This is a genomic window from Kitasatospora sp. NPDC058184 (genome assembly GCF_042883725.1).
Taxonomy (GTDB): Bacteria; Actinomycetota; Actinomycetes; order Streptomycetales; family Streptomycetaceae; genus Kitasatospora.
Genome location: NZ_JBHVVE010000035.1, coordinates 19760 through 39761, shown reverse-complemented (window position 1 = coordinate 39761; position 20002 = coordinate 19760). Strand labels below are relative to the sequence as shown.

Genomic DNA, 20002 nt, shown 5'->3' with positions numbered 1-20002 from the left:
ACCGGGCCTCGGAACGCGGGTCCCTCGCGGAACGCGGATGAGGCAGTGACGGACGGTTAGTCTGCTCCTGACCGCGTGCCGGCCACGAGCGCCCACGGGCGCCGAGCCGAGGTCGGCCGCCTTTCCCCACCACCCAGTGATCCCCGGCCAGGGCCGGGATCCCTCACACCCATTCGAGGACTGTTCGAGATGCCCACCGGCCAGGTCAAGTGGTTCAACGAGACGAAGGGCTTCGGCTTCCTGTCGCGCGACGACGGCGGGGACGTCTTCGTCCACACCAAGGCGCTGCCCGACGGTGTCACGTCGCTGAAGCCGGGTCAGCGGGTCGAGTTCGGCGTGGTCGCCGGCCACCGCGGGGACCAGGCGATGGCCGTGCAGCTGCTGGACGCACTGCCCTCGGTGGCCGCCGCCCAGCGGCGGAGCGCCGACGACATGGCGCCGATCGTCCAGGACCTGATCACCACGCTGGACGCGGTGCTGCCCGGCCTCCAGCGCGGGCGCTACCCCGCCAAGCCGACCGGCCAGAAGCTGGCCGGCCTGCTGCGCGCGGTGGCCGACAACTTCGACGTCTGACGGGGAGCCGGACAGCCCTGGAGCCGGGCCGCCCTGAAGTCGGAACGCTCTAGAACGCCAGCGCACCCGGGTCGAGCGGGGGCACCAGCCCCTCCGCGGCGGCCCGGGTGAGCAGCGCGCGGACGGCCGCGTAGCCCTCCTCGCCGAGGTCCTCGGTGAACTCGGTGACGTACAGCCCGATGTGCTGCTCGGCGACGTCCAGGTCCATCTCCTGGGCATGCGCCAGCACGTACCCGCGGCTCGCGGCCGGGTCCGCCCAGGCCTGCCGGACGGAGGAGCGGATCGCGTCGGCGATCTCCCGCAGCCGCTCGGCGCCGAGCGAGCGCCGGGCGACGATCGCGCCCAGCGGGATCGGCAGGCCGGTCTCCCGCTCCCAGGCCTCGCCCATGTCGGCCAGGCTGTGCAGGCCGTACTGCTGGTACGTGAAGCGGGCCTCGTGGATGACCAGGCCGGCGTCCACCCGGCCGTCCCGGACGGCGGGCATGATCTCGTGGAACGGCAGGACGACGATCTCGCCGAAGCCGCCCGGCACCGCCTTCGCCGCCCAGAGCCGGAACAGCAGGTAGGCGGTGGAGCGCTCGGAGGGCACCGCGACGGTCTTCCCGGCCAGGTCGGCGGGGGAGTCCACGCCCGGCAGGGTGAGCACCAGCGGGCCGCAGCCGCGGCCCAGCGCGCCGCCGCAGGGCAGCAGCGTGTACTGCTCCAGGACCCAGGGCAGCGCGCCATAGCTGATCTTCAGGACGTCCAGCTCGCCGCGCTCGGCCTGCCCGTTGGTGATGTCGATGTCGGCGAAGGTCACCTCGGGGGCGTCCGCCGCGGGCACCAGGCCGTGCGCCCAGGCGTGGAAGACGAAGGTGTCGTTCGGGCAGGGCGAGTACGCGATGCTCAGCCGTTCAGCCACGGCCGGCCTCCTCAATCGGTTCGTGGAGCGGATGCCAGCTCGTGGACGGGCAGGGCGGCGAAGGCCCGTTCCAGGGCGGCCAGGGCCTCGCCGATCCGCCAGGCGGCCCGGTCGCGCGGGCCCACCGGGTTGGACACGGTGCGCAGTTCGAGGGCCGGCACGCCGTACCGGGCGGCGGCCTCGGCCACGCCGAAGCCCTCCATCGCCTCGGCGACGGCGCCCGGGTGGCGGGCGGCCAGCGCGGCGGCGCGCTCGGCGCTGCCGGTGACGGTGGAGACGGTCAGCACCGGGCCGGTCACGGCGTCCAGCGCCCGCGCGGCCAGCGCGACGGCGGCCGGCGGCGGGGTGTGCCGGACGGTGCCGAAGCCCAGCTCGGTGACGTCGGCGAAGCCCTCGGGGGTCTCGGCGCCGAGGTCCGCGGCCACGATCGCGTCGGCCAGCACGGTGGCGCCGACCGGGGCGAGCGGGGCGAAGCCGCCGGCGATCCCGGCCGAGACGGCCAGGGCGTACGGGTGGGCCGCCAGCGCGGTGGTGGCGGCGGCCGCGGCGGCGGCCGGGCCGACCCCGGCGGCCAGCACGTCCACCGGCACCGCCAGGGCCCGGTGCAGCGTGCCGCCGGGCAGCGGCAGCGCGGCGGACCCGCCGGGCAGGCCGCGCAGCACCGCCTCGGCCTCGGCGGCGACCGCGACGACGACGAGCAGCCGGGCCCCCGCGGGGTCCGGCTGCTCGCCCCGGCCGTCGGCGACGGCGTGCGCGGTCATCGCGGGACCGTCAGCTGTCCTGGGTGTTCAGCTGGAAGTACCAGACGGCGATCGGGGCCTCCTGGTTCGGGTCGCCCTCGACCACGGTCACCACGGTCTTGCCGCTGGAGTTCAGCAGCTTGCCCGCGGCCTGGGCGCCGGACCAGGTCTGGCCCTTGGCGGCCGAGAACAGGCTGTAGCGCCCGCCCTGGTTGGCCGAGCCGCCGTTGGTGAAGGCCCACCAGCCCGTGTCGGCCACGTTCGGCGAGACGCCGACGCCGACCCGGTCGCTGCCCACGACGTCCGAGGAGGGCAGCGAGCCGTCCTTCAGCGCCTTGGTCGCGTCCTCCTGGCACTGCTGCTGCTGGTCCTCGGTGAGCGGGCTGCCGCCGTTCCAACACAGCGGCTGCGCGACGACCGAGGAGTTGCCCACCGTGAGCGTGGCCTGGTGGGAGATGTGCTCGGTCTGGCCGGCGGCGATGGCGACGGAGGTGCCCACCGTGGCGGCGCCGACCACGACGACGGCGCCGAGGGCGGCGATGGCACGGGAATTGAGGCTCATGCGTCAGAATCTACCGGGCCGGGCCGATCACGCGACGCGGGGGTAGGCACCGCGTGTTGCCGCACCGCCCCGTTCAGGCCACCCGGGGGGTCGCCGGGTGCCGCCGCAGGCCCACCCGGAAGAGCGAGCGGAGCGTCCACAGCAGCGCCAGGCCGACCACCCCGGCGGCGATCGACAGGCCCAGCTCACCGTTCAGCGGCAGCAGGATGCCGACCGCGCCGCCGGCCACCCAGGACACCTGCATCAGGGTCTCCGACCGGGCGAACGCCGAGGTCCGCACCGCCTCCGGGACGTCCCGCTGGATCAGCGCGTCCAGCGCCAGCTTGCCCAGCGAGGCCGCCATCCCGGCCACCCCGGCGACCAGAACCACCGTCACCACGCCGTACCAGAGCGCGGCCGCCGCCGTCACGCAGGTCGCCAGCAGCAGCATCGCGGCGACCGTCGCCTCCGGGCCCCGGGTGCGCAGCCAGGAGCCGAGCACCGAGCCCAGCGCGTTGCCCGTCCCGGCCGCCAGCGCCACCAGGCCCAGCGCCACCGTCGGCCGCAGCCCGCCGATCGGCTCCTCCCGCAGCAGGAAGGCCAGGAACATCACCAGGAAGCCGACCAGCCACTTCATCGCCGACATCGCCCGCAGCGCCAGGATCACCGAGGGGCCGACCGTGCGCAGCGAGGCCTTGACCGGCGGCGGCCGGTGGTGGATCAGGTGCGAGCCCTCGCCGTGCACCTCGGCGTGCAGGACGGCCCGCTGCTCGCCCTTGGCGGAGTCCACCGTGGGCGGCAGGTGGAAGGCCATCAGGGTGCCGACGACGAACACCAGGAAGGCGCCGCGCAGCGGCCAGCCGGGCCCGATCAGGTGCAGCAGCCCGCCCACCGCGGCCGCCACGCCGGTGGCCAGCAGCCCGGCCAGGGTGACCCGGGAGTTCGCCTTCACCAGGGACAGCCGGCTCGGCAGCAGCCGGGGCACCACCACGCTGCGCACCACCCCGTACGCCTTGGACGCGACCAGCACGCCGAGCGCCTCCGGGTAGAGCGCGATGCCGCCGCCGGCGATCACCCCGGCCATCGTCCAGGCCAGCACGGCGCGGGCCAGCATGGCCATCGCCATGGCCGCCCGGCGGCCGTGCGGGAGGCGGTCCAGCAGCGGGCCGACCACCGGGGCCAGGAGGGCGAACGGGGCCATCGTGATCAGCAGGTAGAGCGCGACCCGGCCGCGGGCCTCGCCGGTGGGCACCGAGAAGAAGATGGTGGACGCCAGCGCGATGGTGATCAGCATGTCGCCGAAGGAGTTGAGCGCGTGCAGCTCGATCAGCTTGGCGAGGCCGGACTCGCCCGCGCCCTCGGCGGCGGTGGCCCGGCGGATCCGCCGGCCGGTGCCGTGCACCACCTTGCCGGTGCGGGAGCCGGCGGCGGAGGCGGTGCGGACCAGGAAGTGCCGGCGGGGCTCGGGGACCTCGTCCCCGAACTCGTCCTCGTCCCCGTGCCCGTCCGGCTGCCGCGCGGTCCGGTCGGGGGCTCCCGGCGTCTCCGGGGCCTCGTTCCCGGGCCGGTCCGGGGGGCCGGCGGGCGCCTCGGGGCCGTCCGCCGGCTGCGGTTCGTCCGCGCCGGGGACCGGGGGCTGCTGTCGCGGCACGGCGTCCGCCTGGTCGGGGCTGCCGGCCTGCGGGGCGCGCAGTGCGTGCTGCGACGGGTCGTGGTCCGCCACAAGCCCATCCTGCCCCAGAAACGCCGAGCCGACGCGGGACCGGACTCCGCTCGGCGCGGCCCCGGAGCGGCCGTGTCCGCCCCGGACTGTGCCGGGGCACCGGCCGACGGGTAGCCTGCCCAAGGTCGACCCGCCGGAGCGCCGGGGCGCCGGCAGGCCGGTCGAGCGGCGCGGCCGGTACCCGAGGGGGCTCCCGGTCGCGCAGAATGGACGAGGGACACCGAGCCGCGACGGAACAGGCAACACGCCGTGGGCGACAGAAGAACTGGGAGAGAATCGACGCCGTGAGTGCTGCGATGCGAAGCCGTACCCCCGACCGGCTCTGTGCCGAGGCCGTCGAACTCGCCCGCCAGGCCGCCGAGGAGGCCGTCGGTGCGGAGGCCGTCGGGCCGCACCTGGGCGTCCAGGCCGACGCCGACCGCGTCGTCACCCACACCTTCGAGTGCCTGGACGCGGCCTACCGCGGCTGGCACTGGGCGGTCACCGTCGCCCGCGCCCCGCGCGCCAAGAACGTGACCCTGGACGAGGTCGTGCTGCTGCCGGGCGCCGACGCGGTGCTCGCCCCCGAGTGGGTGCCGTGGAGCGACCGGCTGCGCCCCGGCGACATGGGCCCGGGCGACCTGCTGCCCACCGGCGCCGACGACCTGCGGCTGGAGCCCGGCTGGACCGGCGAGGACGAGCCGGCGCCGAACTCCGCGGTCGCCCTGGTGGACGACGAGGACCTGGTCGTCACCGACCCGCACGTCCAGCCCGCCCCGGCCCGCGCCCGGATCAACGCCGTCGCCGAGGAGCTGGGCCTCGGCCGCAGCCGGGTGCTCTCCCGGCTCGGCCTGCACCTGGCCGCCGAGCGCTGGGAGAAGTCCCACGGCCCGCAGACCCCGATGGCGCAGGCCGCCCCGGCCTCGTGCGCGAGCTGCGGCTTCCTGGTGCCGATCGGCGGCTCGCTCGGGCAGGCCTTCGGCGTGTGCGGCAACGAGTTCGGTCCGGCCGACGGCCAGATCGTCTCCTTCGCGTACGGCTGCGGCGGGCACTCCGAGGCGGCCGTCATCCCGGCTCCGCCGGCGCCGTCCGAGCTGATCCTGGACGAGCTGGTGGTCGAGCCGCTGCCGCTGCACCCGGACCGCGCCTCCGGCTCCGTCGAGCCCGACGGCCCGGCCGAGGAGCTCGGCCACTCCTGAGCCCCGGGCCTTCCCTCGGGTCTGTCTTCCGCGGCCCGCACTGGTCACCGACCGGTGCGGGCCGCGGTGCTGTCCGGACGGTTCCGCGCGGCTCCGGGCGGGCGGCGGGGGCGCCGTCGGCGCCGTCCCGGGGCCGACGCCGGCGGGGTCCGTGGTCGGGAGCAGTCGGTGGGGCAGGGAAGAATGCCCTACGACGAACAGGGCAGCGGAAGGTGGCAGGTCCAGTGGAACCTCGGATCATCGGCAGCGGCACGGACGAGCACCTCGCGGACCCCTTCGGGAGCGCCGCGCTGCGCCGGCGGGTGCTGGACGCCTGGGCCGCCTCGCCGTCCCGGTTCCGGGAGGACGCCAACGCCGAGGAGGAGCTGGCGCTCGGCGGCTACCGGGACCGCCTGGTGGTCGAGTTGGCGCAGAACGCGGCCGACGCCGCGGTCCGGGCCGGCCACGGCCCCGGCCGGCTGCGGCTGACCCTCGCCGACGGCGTGCTCGCCGCCGCCAACACCGGCGCCCCGCTGGACGCGGCCGCCGTCGAGTCGCTGTCCACCCTGCGCGCCTCCTCCAAGCGCGGCGAGGCGCCCGCCGTGGGCCGGTTCGGGGTCGGCTTCGCCGCCGTCCTCGCGGTCACCGACGAGCCCGCCGTGCTGGGCGCCGGCGGCGGGGTGCGCTGGTCGCTCGGCGAGGCCCGGTCGCTGGCCGGGGCCCAGCCCGAGCTGGCCGAGGAGCTGCGCCGCCGGGACGGCCACGTGCCGCTGCTGCGGCTGCCGTTCGCGGCCGAGGGCACCGCCCCGGAGGGCTACGACACGGTGGTCGTGCTGCCGCTGCGGGACGCCGCCGCCGAGGACCTGACCCGCCGTCTGCTGGCCGGGATCGACGACGCGCTGCTGCTCACCCTGCCCGGCCTGCGCGAGGTCGTGGTGGAGACCCCGGACGGCGTCCGGACGCTCACCCGGGACGCCGCCGAGACCCGCCCGGACGGGGTCACCGAGGTCACCGTCACCGACGACGCGGACGGCCGGCCGCGGCGGACGGTCTGGCAGACCGCCGGCGCCTCCGGCACGCTCGCCGCCGAGCTGCTGGCCGACCGGCCCACCGAGGAGCGCGCCCGCCCGTACTGGACGGTGACCTGGGCCGTGCCGGTCGGCGAGGACGGCGCCCCGCAGCGGCCCCGGATCGCCTCCGTGCTGCACGCGCCCACCCCCAGCGACGAGCCGGTCGGCCTGCCCGCGCTGCTGATCGCCTCCTACCCGCTGGACTCCACCCGCCGGCACGTCGCCCCCGGCCCGCTGGCCGACTTCCTCACCGAGCGGGCCGCCGACAGCTACGCCGAGCTGTTGCGCGCCCGCGGCGCCGACCTCGGCTCGCTCGGCCTCGTCCCGGCCCCGCTCGGCCAGGGCGCGCTGGACAACGCGCTGCGCGCCGGGGTGCTCTCCCGGCTGCCCGACACGCCGTTCCTGCCGCACCCGGCACCGGTCGAGGAGGGCACGCCCGCGCTGCGGCCCCGGGACGCGACGCTGCTGGAGGGCGCGGACGGCTCGGTGGTCGAGGCGCTCTCGCCGATCTTCCCCGGGCTGCTGCCGGCCGGCCTGGAGCGCCGTACCGAGCTGCGGGTGCTGAACGTGCGCCGGGTGCCGCTGGCCGAGGTGGTGGACCAGCTCGGCGGCCTGGACCGCGAGCCCGCGTGGTGGCGCAACCTGTACGCGGCGCTCGGCGCGGCCGACCCGGAGGCGCTCGGCGCGCTGCCCGTCCCGCTCGCCGACGGGCGGACGGTCACCGGGCCGCGGCGCGTCCTGCTGCCCTCCGAGGACGCCGACTGGGCGGCCTTCCCCGGCTACCCCGGGTCGCTCGCGGGCGCGCTCGCGGCGCTCGACCTGCGGCTGGCCCATCCCGAGGCGGCCCACCCGCTGCTGGCCAGGCTCGGCGCCGGCACCGCCACCCCGGCCGGGGTGCTGGACACCCCCGAGGCGCGGGCCGCCGTCGCCCGCTCCTACGAGCTGGCCGAGGACGACCTCGACGCGGCGCTCGAACTCGCCGACGCCGTCCTGGCGTTGGTGAAGGCCGCCGCCCCGGAGCCGGGCGCCCACCCCTGGCTGGCCCGGCTGGCGCTGCTCGACGACGAGGGCGAGCCCGCCCGGGCCGGCGAACTCGTGCTGCCCGGAAGCCCGTTCGCCGCGCTCGCCCGCGAGGAGGACGCCGGCTGGGTGGACGACGAGCTGCTGGAGCGCTGGGGGTCCGAGGTGCTCGCCGCGGTCGGCGTGCTGGCCGACTTCGTGCTGGTGCGCGCCGAGGACGTGGTGCTCGACCCGGACGACCTGGAGCGGCTCGACCCGACCGTCCCCGCCGACCGCGCGGCCGGCGGCCACCCCACCGGCCTGCTGGACGAGGCGCCGGACGGGCTCGCCGAGTGGGCCGAGGACGCGCTGGAGGCGCTGCAGGCCGACGAGGCGGTCGGCGTCCCGCCGGTGGCCGCCGAGCTGCTGGCCGTGCGCGACCTCGACCTGGTGGACGACGACGCCTGGCCGGAGGCGCTCGCCGCGCTGGCCCGCCCGCCGTACCGGGAGGCCGTGGTCGGCCCGGTGCGCACCCTGCTGCCGGACGGCTCGTACGCCGACCTGCCGCCGTACACCGCCTGGTGGCTGCGCGACCACCCGGTGCTGGCGGGCCGTGAGCCGGCCGGCCTGCGCGCCGCCGGGGCCGACCCGCTGCTGCGCGGCCTGTACGACGAGGCCCGCACCACCCTGGACGAGCAGTTCCTGCACGCGCTCGGGGTGCGCACCACGCTGGCCGCGCTGCTCGCCGAGCCGCACGGGCCGGACGAGGTGCTGGACCGGATGACCGACCCGGACGCCGAGGTCGGCCACCGCCAGCTGCACGGCATCCACACCGCGCTGGCCCGGGTGGACCGCGAGCGGATCGAGCCGCTGGACGTGGTGCGGGCGCTGCCGCCGATGGACCCGGACACCGGGCGCCGGCCGGCCCACACCGTGGTGGTGGACGCCACCGAGGCGGTCGTCGCCGACGCCCCCGACCTGGTCCAGCTGCTGCACCCGTACCCGCTGCTGCCGGTCGCCCCGGCGCTGGCCGCCGACCTCGCCGAGCGGCTGCACGTGTCGCTGGCCAGCGAGGTGGCGGGCGGCCGGGTGCTGTCCGAGGGCGTGTTGCACCGGGTCCCGGCGGTGGTGCGGGAGCTGCTGCCCGGCTGCCCGGTCGCCTACGAGGAGCACGAGGAGCTGCTGGTCGTCGGGCCGGACGGCGGCGAGGCGGCGGTGGACTGGCGCTGGGACACCGGGGCGGACACCCCGGAGCCGCCGTACGACCCGGAGCTGGCCGAGGCCGGCGACGAGGACGACGAGTTCGAGGTCCCGCCGGTGCCCGGCCTGCTGCACGCGGCCACCCCGGAGGGCCTCGCCGCCGGGCTGGCCTGGTCGGTCGGGCAGTGGCACCGCCGCTTCGAGGTGCTGGCCGCGCTCAGCGAGCCCGACCGCGCCTACGAGCTCTCGGCCGCCCGGGACTTCGAGGGCTGAGCCCCGCGGCGCGCACCGGTCGGCCGGTCGGTGCGCGCCCGCAGCCGCCGGTAGACGGCGGTGGTGGCGGTCAGCCAGACCGCGCCGAGCGTCACCAGCGCGGCGGTCCGCAGCGCGGGCGTGGGCCGGACGGTCAGCCCGACGCCCGCCATCGCCAGGGCGGCCAGTCCGGCCGCCGCCAAGCCGCCCAGGAAGGCGATGAACGCCTCCAGGTCCCCACCCCTGCGTGCCATTCGGCACCCCCTTCCGGGGTCATCATCGGGTGTGCGCGGGGGGCTTGTCACGCGGTGGCGCGGCCGGCCGGCGGCTCCGTCACTCCATGCCGCGGCGCTTCATCACGCGCCAGGCGATCTCCAGGGCGATGCCGCAGACGACCGCGACGGCGACGCCCGTCAGCGGGTCGCGGTAGCCGACCAGGGAGAGGTCGAAGAACGACTTCAGCGGGGGCACCAGCAGGACCAGGGCGAAGGCGCCGCCCATGGCGCCGATCAGCAGCAGCCGCCACCAGTTGTACGGGCGGGCGACGATGGCGAGGACCCAGATGGCGATCAGGAAGAGCGTCAGGGTGGCCACGCTGGTGTCGGCCTTGAGGTCGGTCGCGTGGTCGGTGCGGGCGAGCGTGTAGGCGACGAAGGTGCCGGTGCCGGCGATGGCGCCGCCGGGGACCGCCAGCCGCAGCACGCGCTTCACGAAGCCGGTGCGGGCCCGCTCGTTGTTGGGGGCGAGGGCGAGGAAGAAGGCCGGGATGCCGATGGTCAGCGAGGACAGCACGGTGGAGTGCCGGGGCAGGAACGGGTACGGCGAGTGGGTGAAGATCACCAGGAGCGCCAGCAGGACCGAGTAGACGGTCTTCACCAGGAAGAGTGAGGCGACCCGCTCGATGTTGCCGATCACCCGGCGGCCCTCGGCCACCACCGACGGCAGCGAGGCGAAGGAGTCGTTCAGCAGCACGATCTGGGCGACCGCCTTGGTGGCGTCGGAGCCGGTGCCCATCGCCACGCCGATGTCGGCGTCCTTGAGCGCGAGCACGTCGTTGACGCCGTCTCCGGTCATCGCCACGGTGTGGCCGCGGGACTGCAGCGCCCCGACCAGCTGGCGCTTCTGCTGGGGGGTGACCCGGCCGAAGACGCTGGTCCGGTCGGCGGTCTCGGCGAGCTGCTCCGGGTCGGTGGGCAGGGAGCGGGCGTCCAGCGGGTGGTCGGCGCCGGGCAGGCCCAGGTGGCCGGCCACCGCGCCGACCGAGACCGCCGAGTCGCCGGAGATGACCTTGGCCCGGACCCGCTGGCCCTCGAAGTAGCGCAGGGTCTCGGCGGCGTCCGAGCGCAGCCGCTGCTGGAGCACCACCAGGGCGAGCGGGGTGAGGCCGGCCGCCGGGTCGGGGGAGTCCAGCGGGACGGGGGTGCGGCCCAGCAGCAGCACCCGCAGGCCCTGGGCACCCAGTTCGTCCACCTCGGCCAGGGCCGGGTGCCCGGCGGGCAGCAGCACGTCGGGCGCGCCGAGCAGCCAGCTGGCCTCGCCGCCCTGCGGCTCCAGCAGCTGCACGCCGCTCCACTTGCGGGCGGAGGAGAAGGGCATCGCCTCGATCACCCGCCAGCCGTTCCGGCCGGAGGCGGCGCCGTCGTCGCCGCGCCCGTACGCGTCGATGACCGCCTGCATGGACGGGTTGGGGCGGGCGTCGGCGCCGGCCATCACGGCCAGCGCGTGTTGGACGGTGTCCTTGTCGACGGCGGCGGGCTCCCCGTCGGAGAGCACCCGCAGGTCGACCACGTCCATGCCGCCCTCGGTGAGGGTGCCGGTCTTGTCCAGGCAGACGGTGTCCACCCGGGCCAGGCCCTCGATCGCCGGGAGCTCCTGGACCAGGCACTGCTTGCGGCCGAGCCGGACCACGCCGATCGCGAAGGCGACCGAGGTCAGCAGCACCAGGCCCTCGGGGACCATCGGCACGATGCCGGCCACCATGCGCCGGACGGCCTCGCGCCAGTCCCGGCCCTCGACGGCCAGCTGGCTGATGATCAGGCCGAGGGCGGTGGGGATCAACAGGTAGGTGATGATCCGCAGGATGCTGTCGATGCCGGTGCGCAGCTCCGACTTCACCAGGGTGAACTTGCTGGCCTCCTCGGCGAGCTGGGCCGCGTAGGCCTCCCGGCCGACCTTGGTGGCGGTGAACGCGCCGGCGCCGGCCACCACGAAGCTGCCGGACATCACCTGGTCGCCGGGCTGCTTGAGGACCGGGTCGGGTTCGCCGGTGAGCAGCGACTCGTCGATCTCCAGGCCGTCCGCCTCGGTGACCTCGCCGTCCACGATCACCTTGTCGCCGATGCCGAGCAGCACGGTGTCGTCGAGGACGATCTCGGAGACGCCGACCTGCCGGGCGGTGCCGTCCCGGCGGACCTGCGGGCGGGCCTCGCCGATCAGGGCCAGGCTGTCCAGGGTCTTCTTGGCGCGCAGCTCCTGGATGATGCCGATCGCCGTGTTGGCCACGATGACCAGGCCGAACAGGCCGTCCTGGATCGGACCGACGATCAGGATGATCCCGAACATCACGCCGATGATCGCGTTGAAGCGGGTGAAGACGTTGGCGCGGACGATCTCCCGGGTGGACCGGCTGGACCGTACGGGGACGTCGTTGACCTGGCCCCGGGCGACCCGTTCGGCGACCTCGGCGGTGGTCAGGCCGCCGCGTCGGCCGGGCAGCAGGCCGAGGGGGTGGGCTCCGTCCGGGCGGTCTCCGTCGGCCGGCTGCTCTTCCGCCGGCTGGGCAGGCTGCGTCATGGCACCGACTCTACGGGCGCCTTATGTCCGGTGCGTGCTACTAAAGGACTATTCAGTCCGACCGGGTGGCCGGGTCCTGGCCGTCGTCGCCGGTCGTCCGTTCGGCCATGTGCGCGGCCGCCTCGGCCGCCTCGGCGGCGCGGCCGCGGGCGATCGCGTCCCGCCGGGCGCGGCAGTACCAGAGGCCGATCAGGCCGAGCAGGCCGCCGGAGAGGCAGATCCACGGCCAGGTGCCGTGGCCGTGCGCCGAGAGGCTGCCCTGGAAGGGGAGCAGGGCGAGGAAGGCGATGAACCACAGCACCGTGCCGCCGCCGACGATGGCGACGTCGTTGGCCTCCAGCGGAGGGGGCGAGGGGTGCAGTGGCGTCTTGGGCATGGGGCCTAGCGTACGGTGCGCTGGGGCGGCTGCGCGGGTGCCGTGACCCCGCGCGGGCTCTACGCGCGAAGATAGCGCGTGTGCGATCGGGAAACGATACTTGAGGCCCTGCGCCCGGCCACCGTCGCCCCGGGCGTTCCCACCCCCTCCTCAGCTCCCCCACAGAGGACGCACGCATGCCTGTGGTCCAGCCGACCACCGAGTCGCCCGAACCCGCCGACGCCGCGCCGCAGCCCCCCACGAGCGCCGTCGACCGCTTCTTCCGGATCAGCGAGCGGGGCTCCACCCTGCCGCGCGAGATCCGCGGCGGTGTCGCCACCTTCTTCACCATGGCGTACATCCTGGTGCTGAACCCGATCATCCTGGCCAGCGGCACGGACGTCACCGGGGCTCACCTGAACAGCGCCCAGCTGGTCACCGCCACCGCCCTCACCGCGGGTCTCACCACCCTGCTGATGGGCGTCATCGGCAACGTCCCGATCGGCCTGGCCGCCGGACTCGGCGTCAACACGATCGTGGCGCTCCAGCTCGCCCCCAAGATGACCTGGCCGGACGCCATGGGCATGGTCGTGCTGGCCGGTTTCGCGATCATGCTGCTGGTCGCCACCGGGCTGCGCGAGCGGGTCATGAACGCCGTCCCGCTCGGCCTGCGCAAGGCCATCGCGATCGGTATCGGCCTGTTCATCAGCCTGGTCGGCCTGGTCGACTCCGGCTTCGTCAGCCGCATCCCGGACGCCGCCCACACCACCGTCCCGCTCCAGCTCGGCGGCAACGGGCACCTGCTCGGCTTCCCGGTGCTGATCTTCGTGATCGGCCTGGTGCTCACCCTGGTCCTGCTGATCCGCAAGGTGCCCGGCGCCATCCTGATCAGCATCGCGGTCTCCACCGCGCTCGCCGCGGTCATCGACAAGGTGGCCGACGTCCCGGCGCTCAAGTGGGGCCTCACCGTCCCGACCTGGCCGGGCAACCCGGTCTCCGCGCCGGACTTCGGCCTGGTCGGCAAGGTCAGCCTGTTCGGCGGCTTCGAGAAGGTCGGCGTGCTGACCGGCCTGCTGTTCGTCTTCACCGTGCTGATGTCCTGCTTCTTCGACGCGATGGGCACCATCCTCGGCGTGGCCGACGAGGCCCACCTGCTGGACGAGAAGGGCGACCTGCCCGGCATCAACAAGGTCCTGATGGTCGACGGCATCGCCACCGCGGCCGGCGGCGCCACCTCGGCCTCCGCCAACACCTGCTTCGTCGAGTCCACCGCCGGCGTCGGCGAGGGCGCCCGGACCGGCTTCGCCTCGATCGTCACCGGCCTGCTCTTCGTGGTGGCGCTCTTCCTCACCCCGCTCGCCACCATGGTCCCGGCCCAGGCCGCCACCCCGGCCCTGATCACCGTCGGCTTCCTGATCCTGGCCAACTCGATCAAGGAGATCGACTGGGCCGACTACACGATCGCGATCCCGGCCTTCCTGACCATCGTGATGATGCCGTTCACCTACAGCATCACCAACGGCATCGGCATGGGCTTCATCGCCTTCTGCGTGCTGCGCCTGGCCGCCGGCCGCGGCCGCGAGGTCCCCGTCCCCATGTACGCGGTGGCGTCGGTCTTCGCCTTCTACTACCTGATGCCGGCCTTCGGCCTGCTCTGACGGCCCCCGCCGGTTCTCCGACGGCCCCGTCCTCCCGCTCGGGAGGGCGGGGCCGTCGGCGTTCGCCGCAGCGGGGCTTCACACCTTCGGGTTGTTCTGCGGACGGGACGGTCGTGGCGCCTTGCCGGCGAGGGAGGTTCCCGGGTAGGGGCGCGGACCCATGACCGCGTACCCATGACCTGAAAGGAACCAGTCGTGAGCCGTACAACGGCTGCCGCGGTGATCGGCGGCGCAGTCCTCGCTCTGACCATGACGACGGCCCCGGCCGCCTCGGCGCAGCCCGAGGGCCGGGTCGGGCAGATCCAGAACCTGCACTTCGGGCGGTGTCTGGCGGTGAACCCGGACCAGACCGTCGGGCTGGGCCCGTGCGTCCCCGTGCCGCCGTTCCTCTGGGACGTCCCGCGCGAAGGGACGGGGCAGATCCGCAGCCTCGCGGCGAACGCGTGCCTGACGGACGTGGACACCAGCAACCCGTGGGGCCACGCCGTACTCCTCCCGTGCACCGGCGACCTGCGCCAGGTGTGGGAGACCTTCGACTACGACGGTCCGTTCATCAAGAACGTCCTCACCGGCCGGTACCTGAAGGCCAACGACTCCGAGGGCGTCTACGTCGGCAGTCGGACCGGGTCCCACCCGGAGTGGGCCGTCCTCTGACGGACGGCGCCGGGCCGTGCCCGTGGGGCCGGCGGTGGTCGGGCAGTCGACCGCCGCCGGCCCCTTCGTGTTCTGGGGGCGGGTCAGTGGACGCAGAACTCGTTGCCCTCGGGATCCTGCATGACCGTCCAGGCGCCGCCGGGCTCGTCGACGTGGCGGAGGACGGTGGCGCCGAGGGCGGTGAGGCGGGCGACGGTGGCCTCGCGCTCGCCCGGGCCGGGGTGGACGTCGAGGTGCAGGCGGTTCTTGCCCTGCCGGGGCTCGGGGACGGCCTGGAACAGGACGCGGCGGCCGAGGCCGGTGTCCGAGGCCGGGTCGAACGGGTCCTCGGGGTGGCGGACGGCGGCCAGGGAGCGCCAGGCCGGGTGGCCGTCCACCTCGGTGAGGGCCTCCGGGCCGACCGCGCCGGCGGCGAGCAGCCGGGTGATCAGCGCGCCGTGGTCCTCCGGTGTGTACTCCAGGGCGGCGGCCCAGAAGGCGGCCTGGCGGTGCGGGTCGGCGCAGTCGATGACGAGCTTCCAGTGCAGCGGCATGTAACCGTTTCTACCGGTTACCTGGGGGTCGGGCAATGGCCGGCCGTCAGAAGTTGTCAAAAAGGCGCCCGTGTAGGCCAGTTGGCGGTGGGAATACTGGCTGGACGGAGAAGGGGGAGGGGACTCGACCGATGGTGCAACAGGATCCGCCGGGGGGCGTCGAGGCGCAGCTGCTGCCGGAGCTGTTCTGGACGACGGACAAGGCCTCGCTGGACGGCCAGCGGGAGACGCTGCGCTGGTACCGCGGCCTGATCGCGATGCTGGTGGTCGCCGCCGTGATCGGGTCGTTCCCCGACCCGGACGACAAGAACGCCCTCGACATCTGGCCGCTGTTCTCGGTCGCCGCCTTCCTGGTGGCCGGCTACTTCTGGTCCCGGCTGCGCCGCGGCAACCCGCAGGGCCGCTGGTACCAGGCCCGGGCGGCGGCCGAGTCGGTCAAGACGCTGGCTTGGAAGTACACCGTCCGGGCCCGGCCGTTCGACGGTGCGGCCGAGTCCGAGGACACCGACCGCGGCTACCTGCTCCAGGTCGAGGACGTGCTGCGGGCCTTCGAGGACCCGGAGATCGTGCCGCCCGGCAGCGTCGCCGAGATCACCCCGGAGATGCGCCGGCAGCGCGCCGAGAGCCTGACCGCCCGGCGCACGCTCTACCTGCGCACCCGGGTCGAGGGCCAGCGCACCTGGTACCGCTCCCGGGCCGAGGCCTGCGACTCGCAGGCGGTCTCCTGGGGGCTCGGCGTCGCGGTGCTGATCATCGTCGGTGCTGCGGCGGCCATCGCCCAGGCCACCGGCGCGCTGCCGGTGCACGTCTTCGGCGCCACCTCGGCCGCGGCCGCGGCGATCATCGCCTGGACGCAGCTCAAGCAGCTCGGCCCGCTGGCCGCCGCCTACCAACTGGCCGCGCGGGAGCTGGAGAACGTCGGCAACCAGCTGTCCGACCTCGACCTCAAGGCGCCGGACGCCGAGGCCCGTTGGGCCCGGCTGGCCGCCGAGGCGGAGGACGCGGTCTCCCGGGAGCACACCACCTGGCGGGCCCGCCGGGCGTTCCCGCGCTGAGCCGGGCTCGCGGGACGGACGGGGGCGGGAGCGGCGCAGAGTACTCGACCGGAGCGGGGACTTGGGGAGATCCGGCGAAACGCGGGGTGCGGGTGTGCGGGGTGCGTGAGAGTAGGGCGCCCAGGTGCGGACCGTAATCGTTACGTGTCCATGCCCTGGTTTCATCGCCTGCGCGCGACCCCAGTTCCCGCCGGAGGCCCTCCTTGCGCATTCTCCTGATCGCCAGCGCGTTCAACAGCCTGACCCAGCGCGTCCACACCGGGCTGCGTGAGCGCGGCCACCAGGTCGCCGTCCAACTAGCCCTCGGTGACGAGCAGATGAGGGCGGCGGTGGTCCGCACCGACCCCGAGCTGATCATCTGTCCGATGCTCACCAAGGCCGTCCCGCAGGACATCTGGTCCACCCGGACCGTCCTGATCGTCCACCCGGGGCCCAAGGGCGACCGCGGCCCCTCCTCGCTCGACTGGGCGATCACCGAGGGGGCCGAGCGCTGGGGCGTCACCGTGCTGCAGGCCGTCGAGGAGATGGACGCCGGCGACATCTGGGCGTCCGTCGAGTTCCCCGTCCCGGCCTGCGGCAAGAGCGAGTTGTACCGGGGCGAGCTCGCCGACGCCGCCGTCGAGGCCGTCCTGCTGGCCGTCCAGCGGTACGAGGGCGGGCTGTTCACCCCCGAACCGCTGGACTACGCCCGGCCGGACGTGCACGGCGAACCGCGGCCCCCGCTGCGCCAGGAGGCCCGCCGGATCGACTGGGAGCGGGACGACACCGCCACCGTGCTGCGCAGGCTGCGCGCCGCCGACTCCCAGCCCGGCGTGCTGGACGAGCTGTACGGACGGGAGTTCTTCCTGCACGGCGGCCACCCCGAGGACGAGCTGCGCGGCCCGGTGCCCGGTGCCGTGCTGGCCACCCGGGACGGCGCCATCTGCCGGGCCACCGTGGACGGCGCGGTGTGGATACCGCAGCTGCGCCCGCGCCGCACCCCCGGCGGGCCGGCCACCTTCAAGCTGCCGGCCGCCACGGTGCTCGCCGACGAGCTGTACCGGGTCCGCGAGGTGCCGGTGAGCCCGGAGCGGGCGAGCGGCCGGGACACCTGGTCGGAGCTGCGCTACCACGAGGAGGGCGAGGTCGGGTTCCTCGAATTCGCCTACGCGGGCGGGGCGATGAGCACCGACCAGTGCCGCCGGCTGCTCGCCGCCTACCGGGAGGCGGCCGAGCGGCCGACCTCGGTGCTGGTGCTCGGCGCGCCCCGGGACTTCTTCTCCAACGGGATCCACCTCAACGTCATCCAGGGCGCGGCCTTCCCGGCGCTGGAGTCCTGGGAGAACATCAACGCGATGGACGACGTCGTCGAGGCGGTGCTGACCACGACGGACAAGGTGACGGTGGCGGCCCTGGCCGGGAACGCGGCGGCCGGCGGGCTGATGGCGGCGCTCGCCGCCGACGAGGTGTGGTGCCGGGACTCGGCCGTGCTCAACCCGCACTACCGGCTGATGGGCCTGTACGGCTCCGAGTACTGGACGTACACCCTGCCCCGCCGGGTCGGCGCCGAGCAGGCCGGGCGGCTCACCGCCGAGGCGCTGCCGGTCGGCGCGGACCACGCCCGCCGGATCGGCCTGGTGGACCGTACGGTCGGCGGGGACGCGGCCGGGTTCCGCCGCTGGGTGGCCCGGGAGGCGGCCCGGATCGCCGCCTCGCCGGAGCTCACCGGGCGGCTGGTGGACAAGAAGCGCCGCCGCGCGGCCGACGAGGAGGCCAAGCCGCTGGCCGAGTACCGGGCGGAGGAACTGCGCCGGATGCACGCCGACTTCTACCGGGCGGGCGGGCCGTACCACGCGCTGCGGCGGGACTTCGTGCACAAGGTCTGTCCGGTGGCCACGCCGGAGCACGTGGCGGGGCTGCTCGGGCGGCCGGCTCAGTCGTAGGCGGACCGCGGAGCGGTACGCGGCCCGCGCGGTCGTAACGGCCCGCGCGGGCACAGGGGTTCGCGCGGGCTGGCCGAGCTGCGGCGGGTCGCGCGTCGTACGGGGAGGGCAGGAGCGGGACGGGCGGCGCCCGGCCGGGGTGGGGGGCCCGGCCGGACGCCCGCTCGGGCCCCGCTCCCGTACCCGGCGTCAGTGCCGGGCCGCCCCGCCCAGCGGCTGTCGCCGCTGCGGGACGAACTGGCCGTCCGGGTCGCCCGGGGTGCGCGCGGCCCGCGGGGGCAGCGGGGCGGCCGGACCGGCCAGCAGGGGTTGGGAGTCGGGTCGGCTCGGGGAGACGGCGAAGGCCAGCGAGCCGAAGAACACGTAGCAGCCGAGCCCGACCCCGAGCGGGAAGATGAACTGGAGCGCCATCACGCCGCCTTCGGTGGAGCGCGAGAAGTCCAGCTGGACGGAGAGCGCCGCCATGCCGGTGTAGTGCATCGCGCAGACCGCCACGCCCATCACCGGCGCCGCCGCCAGGACGGCGAGCGTGCCCCGGATGTTCAGCGCGGCCCAGAGCGCGGCGGTGGCGGCGACCACGGCGATGGCCACCGAGGCCGCCACGACGGTCCGGTCGTAGCCGAGCCGGCCGGGCAGGACCATCGCGGCCATGCCCAGGTAGTGCATCGCGGCGACCCCGAGGCCGGTGGTCAGCCCGCCGACCAGCAGGGCCGGGGCGCGGCGGCGCCAGTACCCGACGGTGAAGAGTCCGATGCCGACCACGGCGACGGCGACCAGCAGGCTGAGCACGGTGAGCAGGGGCCGGTAGCTGATCTCGGCGCCGGTCACGGAGAAGCCGAGCATCGCGATGAAGTGCATCGACCAGATCCCGGCGCCGAGCGAGGTGGAGGCGAACAGCAGCCAGACGACCCGGGTGCGGCCCTGGGAGACGAGCGCCCAGCGGGCGCTGCGCAGCGCGACGAAGGCGCCGAGGCAGGCGACGAAGTACGAGACCGCCGGGGTCACCCAGCCGTGGTCGGCATGGTGGATCGCACCCAAGAGAGCTCCCTGGACGAGGGTTGAGGGCACCGGGGCGCGGGAGGGCGCGGCTGGTCGGGGAAGGCGCGCGGCGAACGGGCACCGGAGCGGGAACGCCGTCCCGCGGGGAGGAGCCTGGCGTGTGGTGCCCCTGACAAGGGGGAGATTAGCCATCGACCGGCAGTCGCACAATGTTCGCGTTTTTCGTGAAGTCCCAGGTCAGGATGGGCCTTTACGCGGCCTGCATGATCCCGGCACCAACCCCTGACACCGCCTGCGCACCGTCCCCGGCCGCCTTTGGTGCTTACTCCAAGGGGGCTAGCCCGAACGGGTGGCCGGCCGGGTCGATCAGCACCCGCAGCGTGCGGCCGTGCTGGTAGGCGGGCTCGGTGGCGCCGAGCGCGAGGGCCTTGGCGGTGGCCTCGTCCAGGTCGTCGACGTAGAAGTCGAGGTGGAAGTGCTTGCTGCCGTCCGGCTCCGTCCACGGCTCCGGCCGGTAGCCGGTCACCCGTCCGAAGCCCAGCGGGCTGCCGCCCTCGGGGTTGTCCAGGATGGCGAAGTGGTCGTCCGCGTGCCTGGTCTCCCACCCCAGCAGTTCGCCGTAGAACGAGGCCAGCGCGACCGGGTCGGCGCAGTCGATGGTGACCATGGCGAGCCGGCCGAAGCCGGTGTCGGCGGGCCCGGTCGGCCCGGTCGGCTGGGGCTGCTCGGACGACCGGGGCCGGTCGGACCGTTCGGACGACTGCGGCCGTCCGGACGGCTCGGACCGCTCGGACCGCTCGGTGGCGAGGTCGGACATGGCAGGTCGGCCCTTCTGGGAGTCGAGAGCTGGGGCCCATCACCAATATGGCACCGGGGT

The 20002-nt window shown here is 75.0% G+C and carries 17 protein-coding genes; 7 read left to right on the top strand and 10 right to left on the bottom strand.

The window, feature by feature from the left end:
* Positions 1 to 189: 189 nt before the first annotated feature.
* Positions 190 to 573, top strand: a complete 384-nt coding sequence (locus tag ACFVXH_RS38640) for a cold-shock protein (RefSeq protein WP_049658465.1) — start codon at positions 190 to 192, stop codon at positions 571 to 573.
* Between the two features lie 49 nt (positions 574 to 622).
* Here ACFVXH_RS38640 and ACFVXH_RS38635 read toward each other — a convergent pair whose 3' ends face one another.
* The 4 genes from ACFVXH_RS38635 to ACFVXH_RS38620 form a co-directional block, all read right to left on the bottom strand.
* Entirely contained in the window at positions 623 to 1474 is an 852-nt protein-coding gene (locus ACFVXH_RS38635; RefSeq protein WP_387830846.1) for a 1,4-dihydroxy-6-naphthoate synthase, read from the bottom strand.
* Between the two features lie 11 nt (positions 1475 to 1485).
* Positions 1486 to 2235, bottom strand: coding sequence for a futalosine hydrolase (locus ACFVXH_RS38630; RefSeq protein WP_387830844.1), 750 nt, complete (start codon positions 2233 to 2235; stop codon positions 1486 to 1488).
* Between the two features lie 10 nt (positions 2236 to 2245).
* Positions 2246 to 2776, bottom strand: a complete 531-nt coding sequence (locus ACFVXH_RS38625; RefSeq protein WP_049659504.1) for a hypothetical protein — start codon at positions 2774 to 2776, stop codon at positions 2246 to 2248.
* A gap of 73 nt (positions 2777 to 2849) precedes the next feature.
* Positions 2850 to 4202, bottom strand: coding sequence for an MFS transporter (locus ACFVXH_RS38620; protein WP_049659510.1), 1353 nt, complete (start codon positions 4200 to 4202; stop codon positions 2850 to 2852).
* A 572-nt stretch (positions 4203 to 4774) separates the two neighbouring features.
* Here ACFVXH_RS38620 and ACFVXH_RS38615 point away from each other — a divergent pair.
* Positions 4775 to 5656, top strand: a complete 882-nt coding sequence (locus ACFVXH_RS38615; RefSeq protein ID WP_049659506.1) for a DUF3027 domain-containing protein — start codon at positions 4775 to 4777, stop codon at positions 5654 to 5656.
* Positions 5657 to 5880: 224 nt separating this feature from the next.
* The gene (locus ACFVXH_RS38610) at positions 5881 to 9177 is read left to right on the top strand and encodes a sacsin N-terminal ATP-binding-like domain-containing protein (RefSeq protein ID WP_380740368.1); all 3297 of its coding nucleotides are present in this window, start codon (positions 5881 to 5883) and stop codon (positions 9175 to 9177) included.
* Here the strand turns inward: ACFVXH_RS38610 and ACFVXH_RS38605 are convergent.
* From ACFVXH_RS38605 to ACFVXH_RS38595, 3 genes are all read right to left on the bottom strand, one after another.
* Positions 9141 to 9410 (bottom strand): hypothetical protein, encoded by a 270-nt coding sequence (locus ACFVXH_RS38605; RefSeq protein WP_049655012.1) that lies wholly within the window; start codon positions 9408 to 9410, stop codon positions 9141 to 9143. The genes ACFVXH_RS38610 and ACFVXH_RS38605 overlap by 37 nt on opposite strands.
* A 79-nt stretch (positions 9411 to 9489) precedes the next feature.
* The gene (locus tag ACFVXH_RS38600) at positions 9490 to 11949 is read right to left on the bottom strand and encodes an HAD-IC family P-type ATPase (protein WP_049655015.1); all 2460 of its coding nucleotides are present in this window, start codon (positions 11947 to 11949) and stop codon (positions 9490 to 9492) included.
* A 52-nt stretch (positions 11950 to 12001) separates the two neighbouring features.
* Entirely contained in the window at positions 12002 to 12325 is a 324-nt protein-coding gene (locus ACFVXH_RS38595; RefSeq protein ID WP_387830841.1) for a DUF2530 domain-containing protein, read from the bottom strand.
* A 176-nt stretch (positions 12326 to 12501) separates the two neighbouring features.
* Here ACFVXH_RS38595 and ACFVXH_RS38590 point away from each other — a divergent pair, with 176 nt between their 5' ends.
* Together ACFVXH_RS38590 and ACFVXH_RS38585 are read left to right on the top strand one after the other, a co-directional pair.
* Positions 12502 to 13962 carry an NCS2 family permease gene (locus ACFVXH_RS38590; protein WP_049655021.1) on the top strand — a complete coding sequence of 487 codons (1461 nt, stop codon included), beginning with the start codon at positions 12502 to 12504 and terminating at the stop codon, positions 13960 to 13962.
* 195 nt (positions 13963 to 14157) lie between these two features.
* Positions 14158 to 14616, top strand: coding sequence for a ricin-type beta-trefoil lectin domain protein (locus tag ACFVXH_RS38585; RefSeq protein ID WP_375876451.1), 459 nt, complete (start codon positions 14158 to 14160; stop codon positions 14614 to 14616).
* Between the two features lie 83 nt (positions 14617 to 14699).
* Here ACFVXH_RS38585 and ACFVXH_RS38580 read toward each other — a convergent pair whose 3' ends face one another.
* The gene (locus tag ACFVXH_RS38580; protein ID WP_387830838.1) at positions 14700 to 15149 is read right to left on the bottom strand and encodes a VOC family protein; all 450 of its coding nucleotides are present in this window, start codon (positions 15147 to 15149) and stop codon (positions 14700 to 14702) included.
* Between the two features lie 131 nt (positions 15150 to 15280).
* On the opposite strand from ACFVXH_RS38580, the gene ACFVXH_RS38575 reads away from it, so the two are divergent.
* Both ACFVXH_RS38575 and ACFVXH_RS38570 read left to right on the top strand, forming a co-directional pair.
* Positions 15281 to 16204 (top strand): DUF4231 domain-containing protein, encoded by a 924-nt coding sequence (locus ACFVXH_RS38575; protein ID WP_049655027.1) that lies wholly within the window; start codon positions 15281 to 15283, stop codon positions 16202 to 16204.
* A gap of 203 nt (positions 16205 to 16407) precedes the next feature.
* Entirely contained in the window at positions 16408 to 18126 is a 1719-nt protein-coding gene (locus ACFVXH_RS38570) for a hydrogenase maturation protein (RefSeq protein ID WP_387830836.1), read from the top strand.
* 189 nt (positions 18127 to 18315) lie between these two features.
* Here ACFVXH_RS38570 and ACFVXH_RS38565 read toward each other — a convergent pair whose 3' ends face one another.
* Positions 18316 to 19164: an MHYT domain-containing protein gene (locus ACFVXH_RS38565; RefSeq protein ID WP_375876453.1), complete on the bottom strand. Its 849-nt coding sequence runs from the start codon at positions 19162 to 19164 to the stop codon at positions 18316 to 18318.
* 283 nt (positions 19165 to 19447) lie between these two features.
* On the bottom strand, positions 19448 to 19942 hold the full coding sequence (locus tag ACFVXH_RS38560; protein WP_234348557.1) for a VOC family protein: 495 nt from the start codon (positions 19940 to 19942) through the stop codon (positions 19448 to 19450).
* Positions 19943 to 20002: the final 60 nt, after the last annotated feature.

Excerpts from the sequence above, each read along its gene's own strand:
- ACFVXH_RS38625 (WP_049659504.1), bottom strand. The coding sequence starts at position 2,776 with ATGAGCCTCAATTCCCGTGCCATCGCCGCCCTCGGCGCCGTCGTCGTG.
- ACFVXH_RS38615 (WP_049659506.1), top strand. The coding sequence starts at position 4,775 with ATGCGAAGCCGTACCCCCGACCGGCTCTGTGCCGAGGCCGTCGAACTC.
- ACFVXH_RS38575 (WP_049655027.1), top strand. The coding sequence starts at position 15,281 with ATGGTGCAACAGGATCCGCCGGGGGGCGTCGAGGCGCAGCTGCTGCCG.
- ACFVXH_RS38630 (WP_387830844.1), bottom strand. The coding sequence starts at position 2,235 with ATGACCGCGCACGCCGTCGCCGACGGCCGGGGCGAGCAGCCGGACCCC.
- ACFVXH_RS38640 (WP_049658465.1), top strand. The coding sequence starts at position 190 with ATGCCCACCGGCCAGGTCAAGTGGTTCAACGAGACGAAGGGCTTCGGC.
- ACFVXH_RS38595 (WP_387830841.1), bottom strand. The coding sequence starts at position 12,325 with ATGCCCAAGACGCCACTGCACCCCTCGCCCCCTCCGCTGGAGGCCAAC.
- ACFVXH_RS38600 (WP_049655015.1), bottom strand. The coding sequence starts at position 11,949 with ATGACGCAGCCTGCCCAGCCGGCGGAAGAGCAGCCGGCCGACGGAGAC.
- ACFVXH_RS38560 (WP_234348557.1), bottom strand. The coding sequence starts at position 19,942 with ATGTCCGACCTCGCCACCGAGCGGTCCGAGCGGTCCGAGCCGTCCGGA.
- ACFVXH_RS38605 (WP_049655012.1), bottom strand. The coding sequence starts at position 9,410 with ATGGCACGCAGGGGTGGGGACCTGGAGGCGTTCATCGCCTTCCTGGGC.
- ACFVXH_RS38580 (WP_387830838.1), bottom strand. The coding sequence starts at position 15,149 with ATGCCGCTGCACTGGAAGCTCGTCATCGACTGCGCCGACCCGCACCGC.
- ACFVXH_RS38590 (WP_049655021.1), top strand. The coding sequence starts at position 12,502 with ATGCCTGTGGTCCAGCCGACCACCGAGTCGCCCGAACCCGCCGACGCC.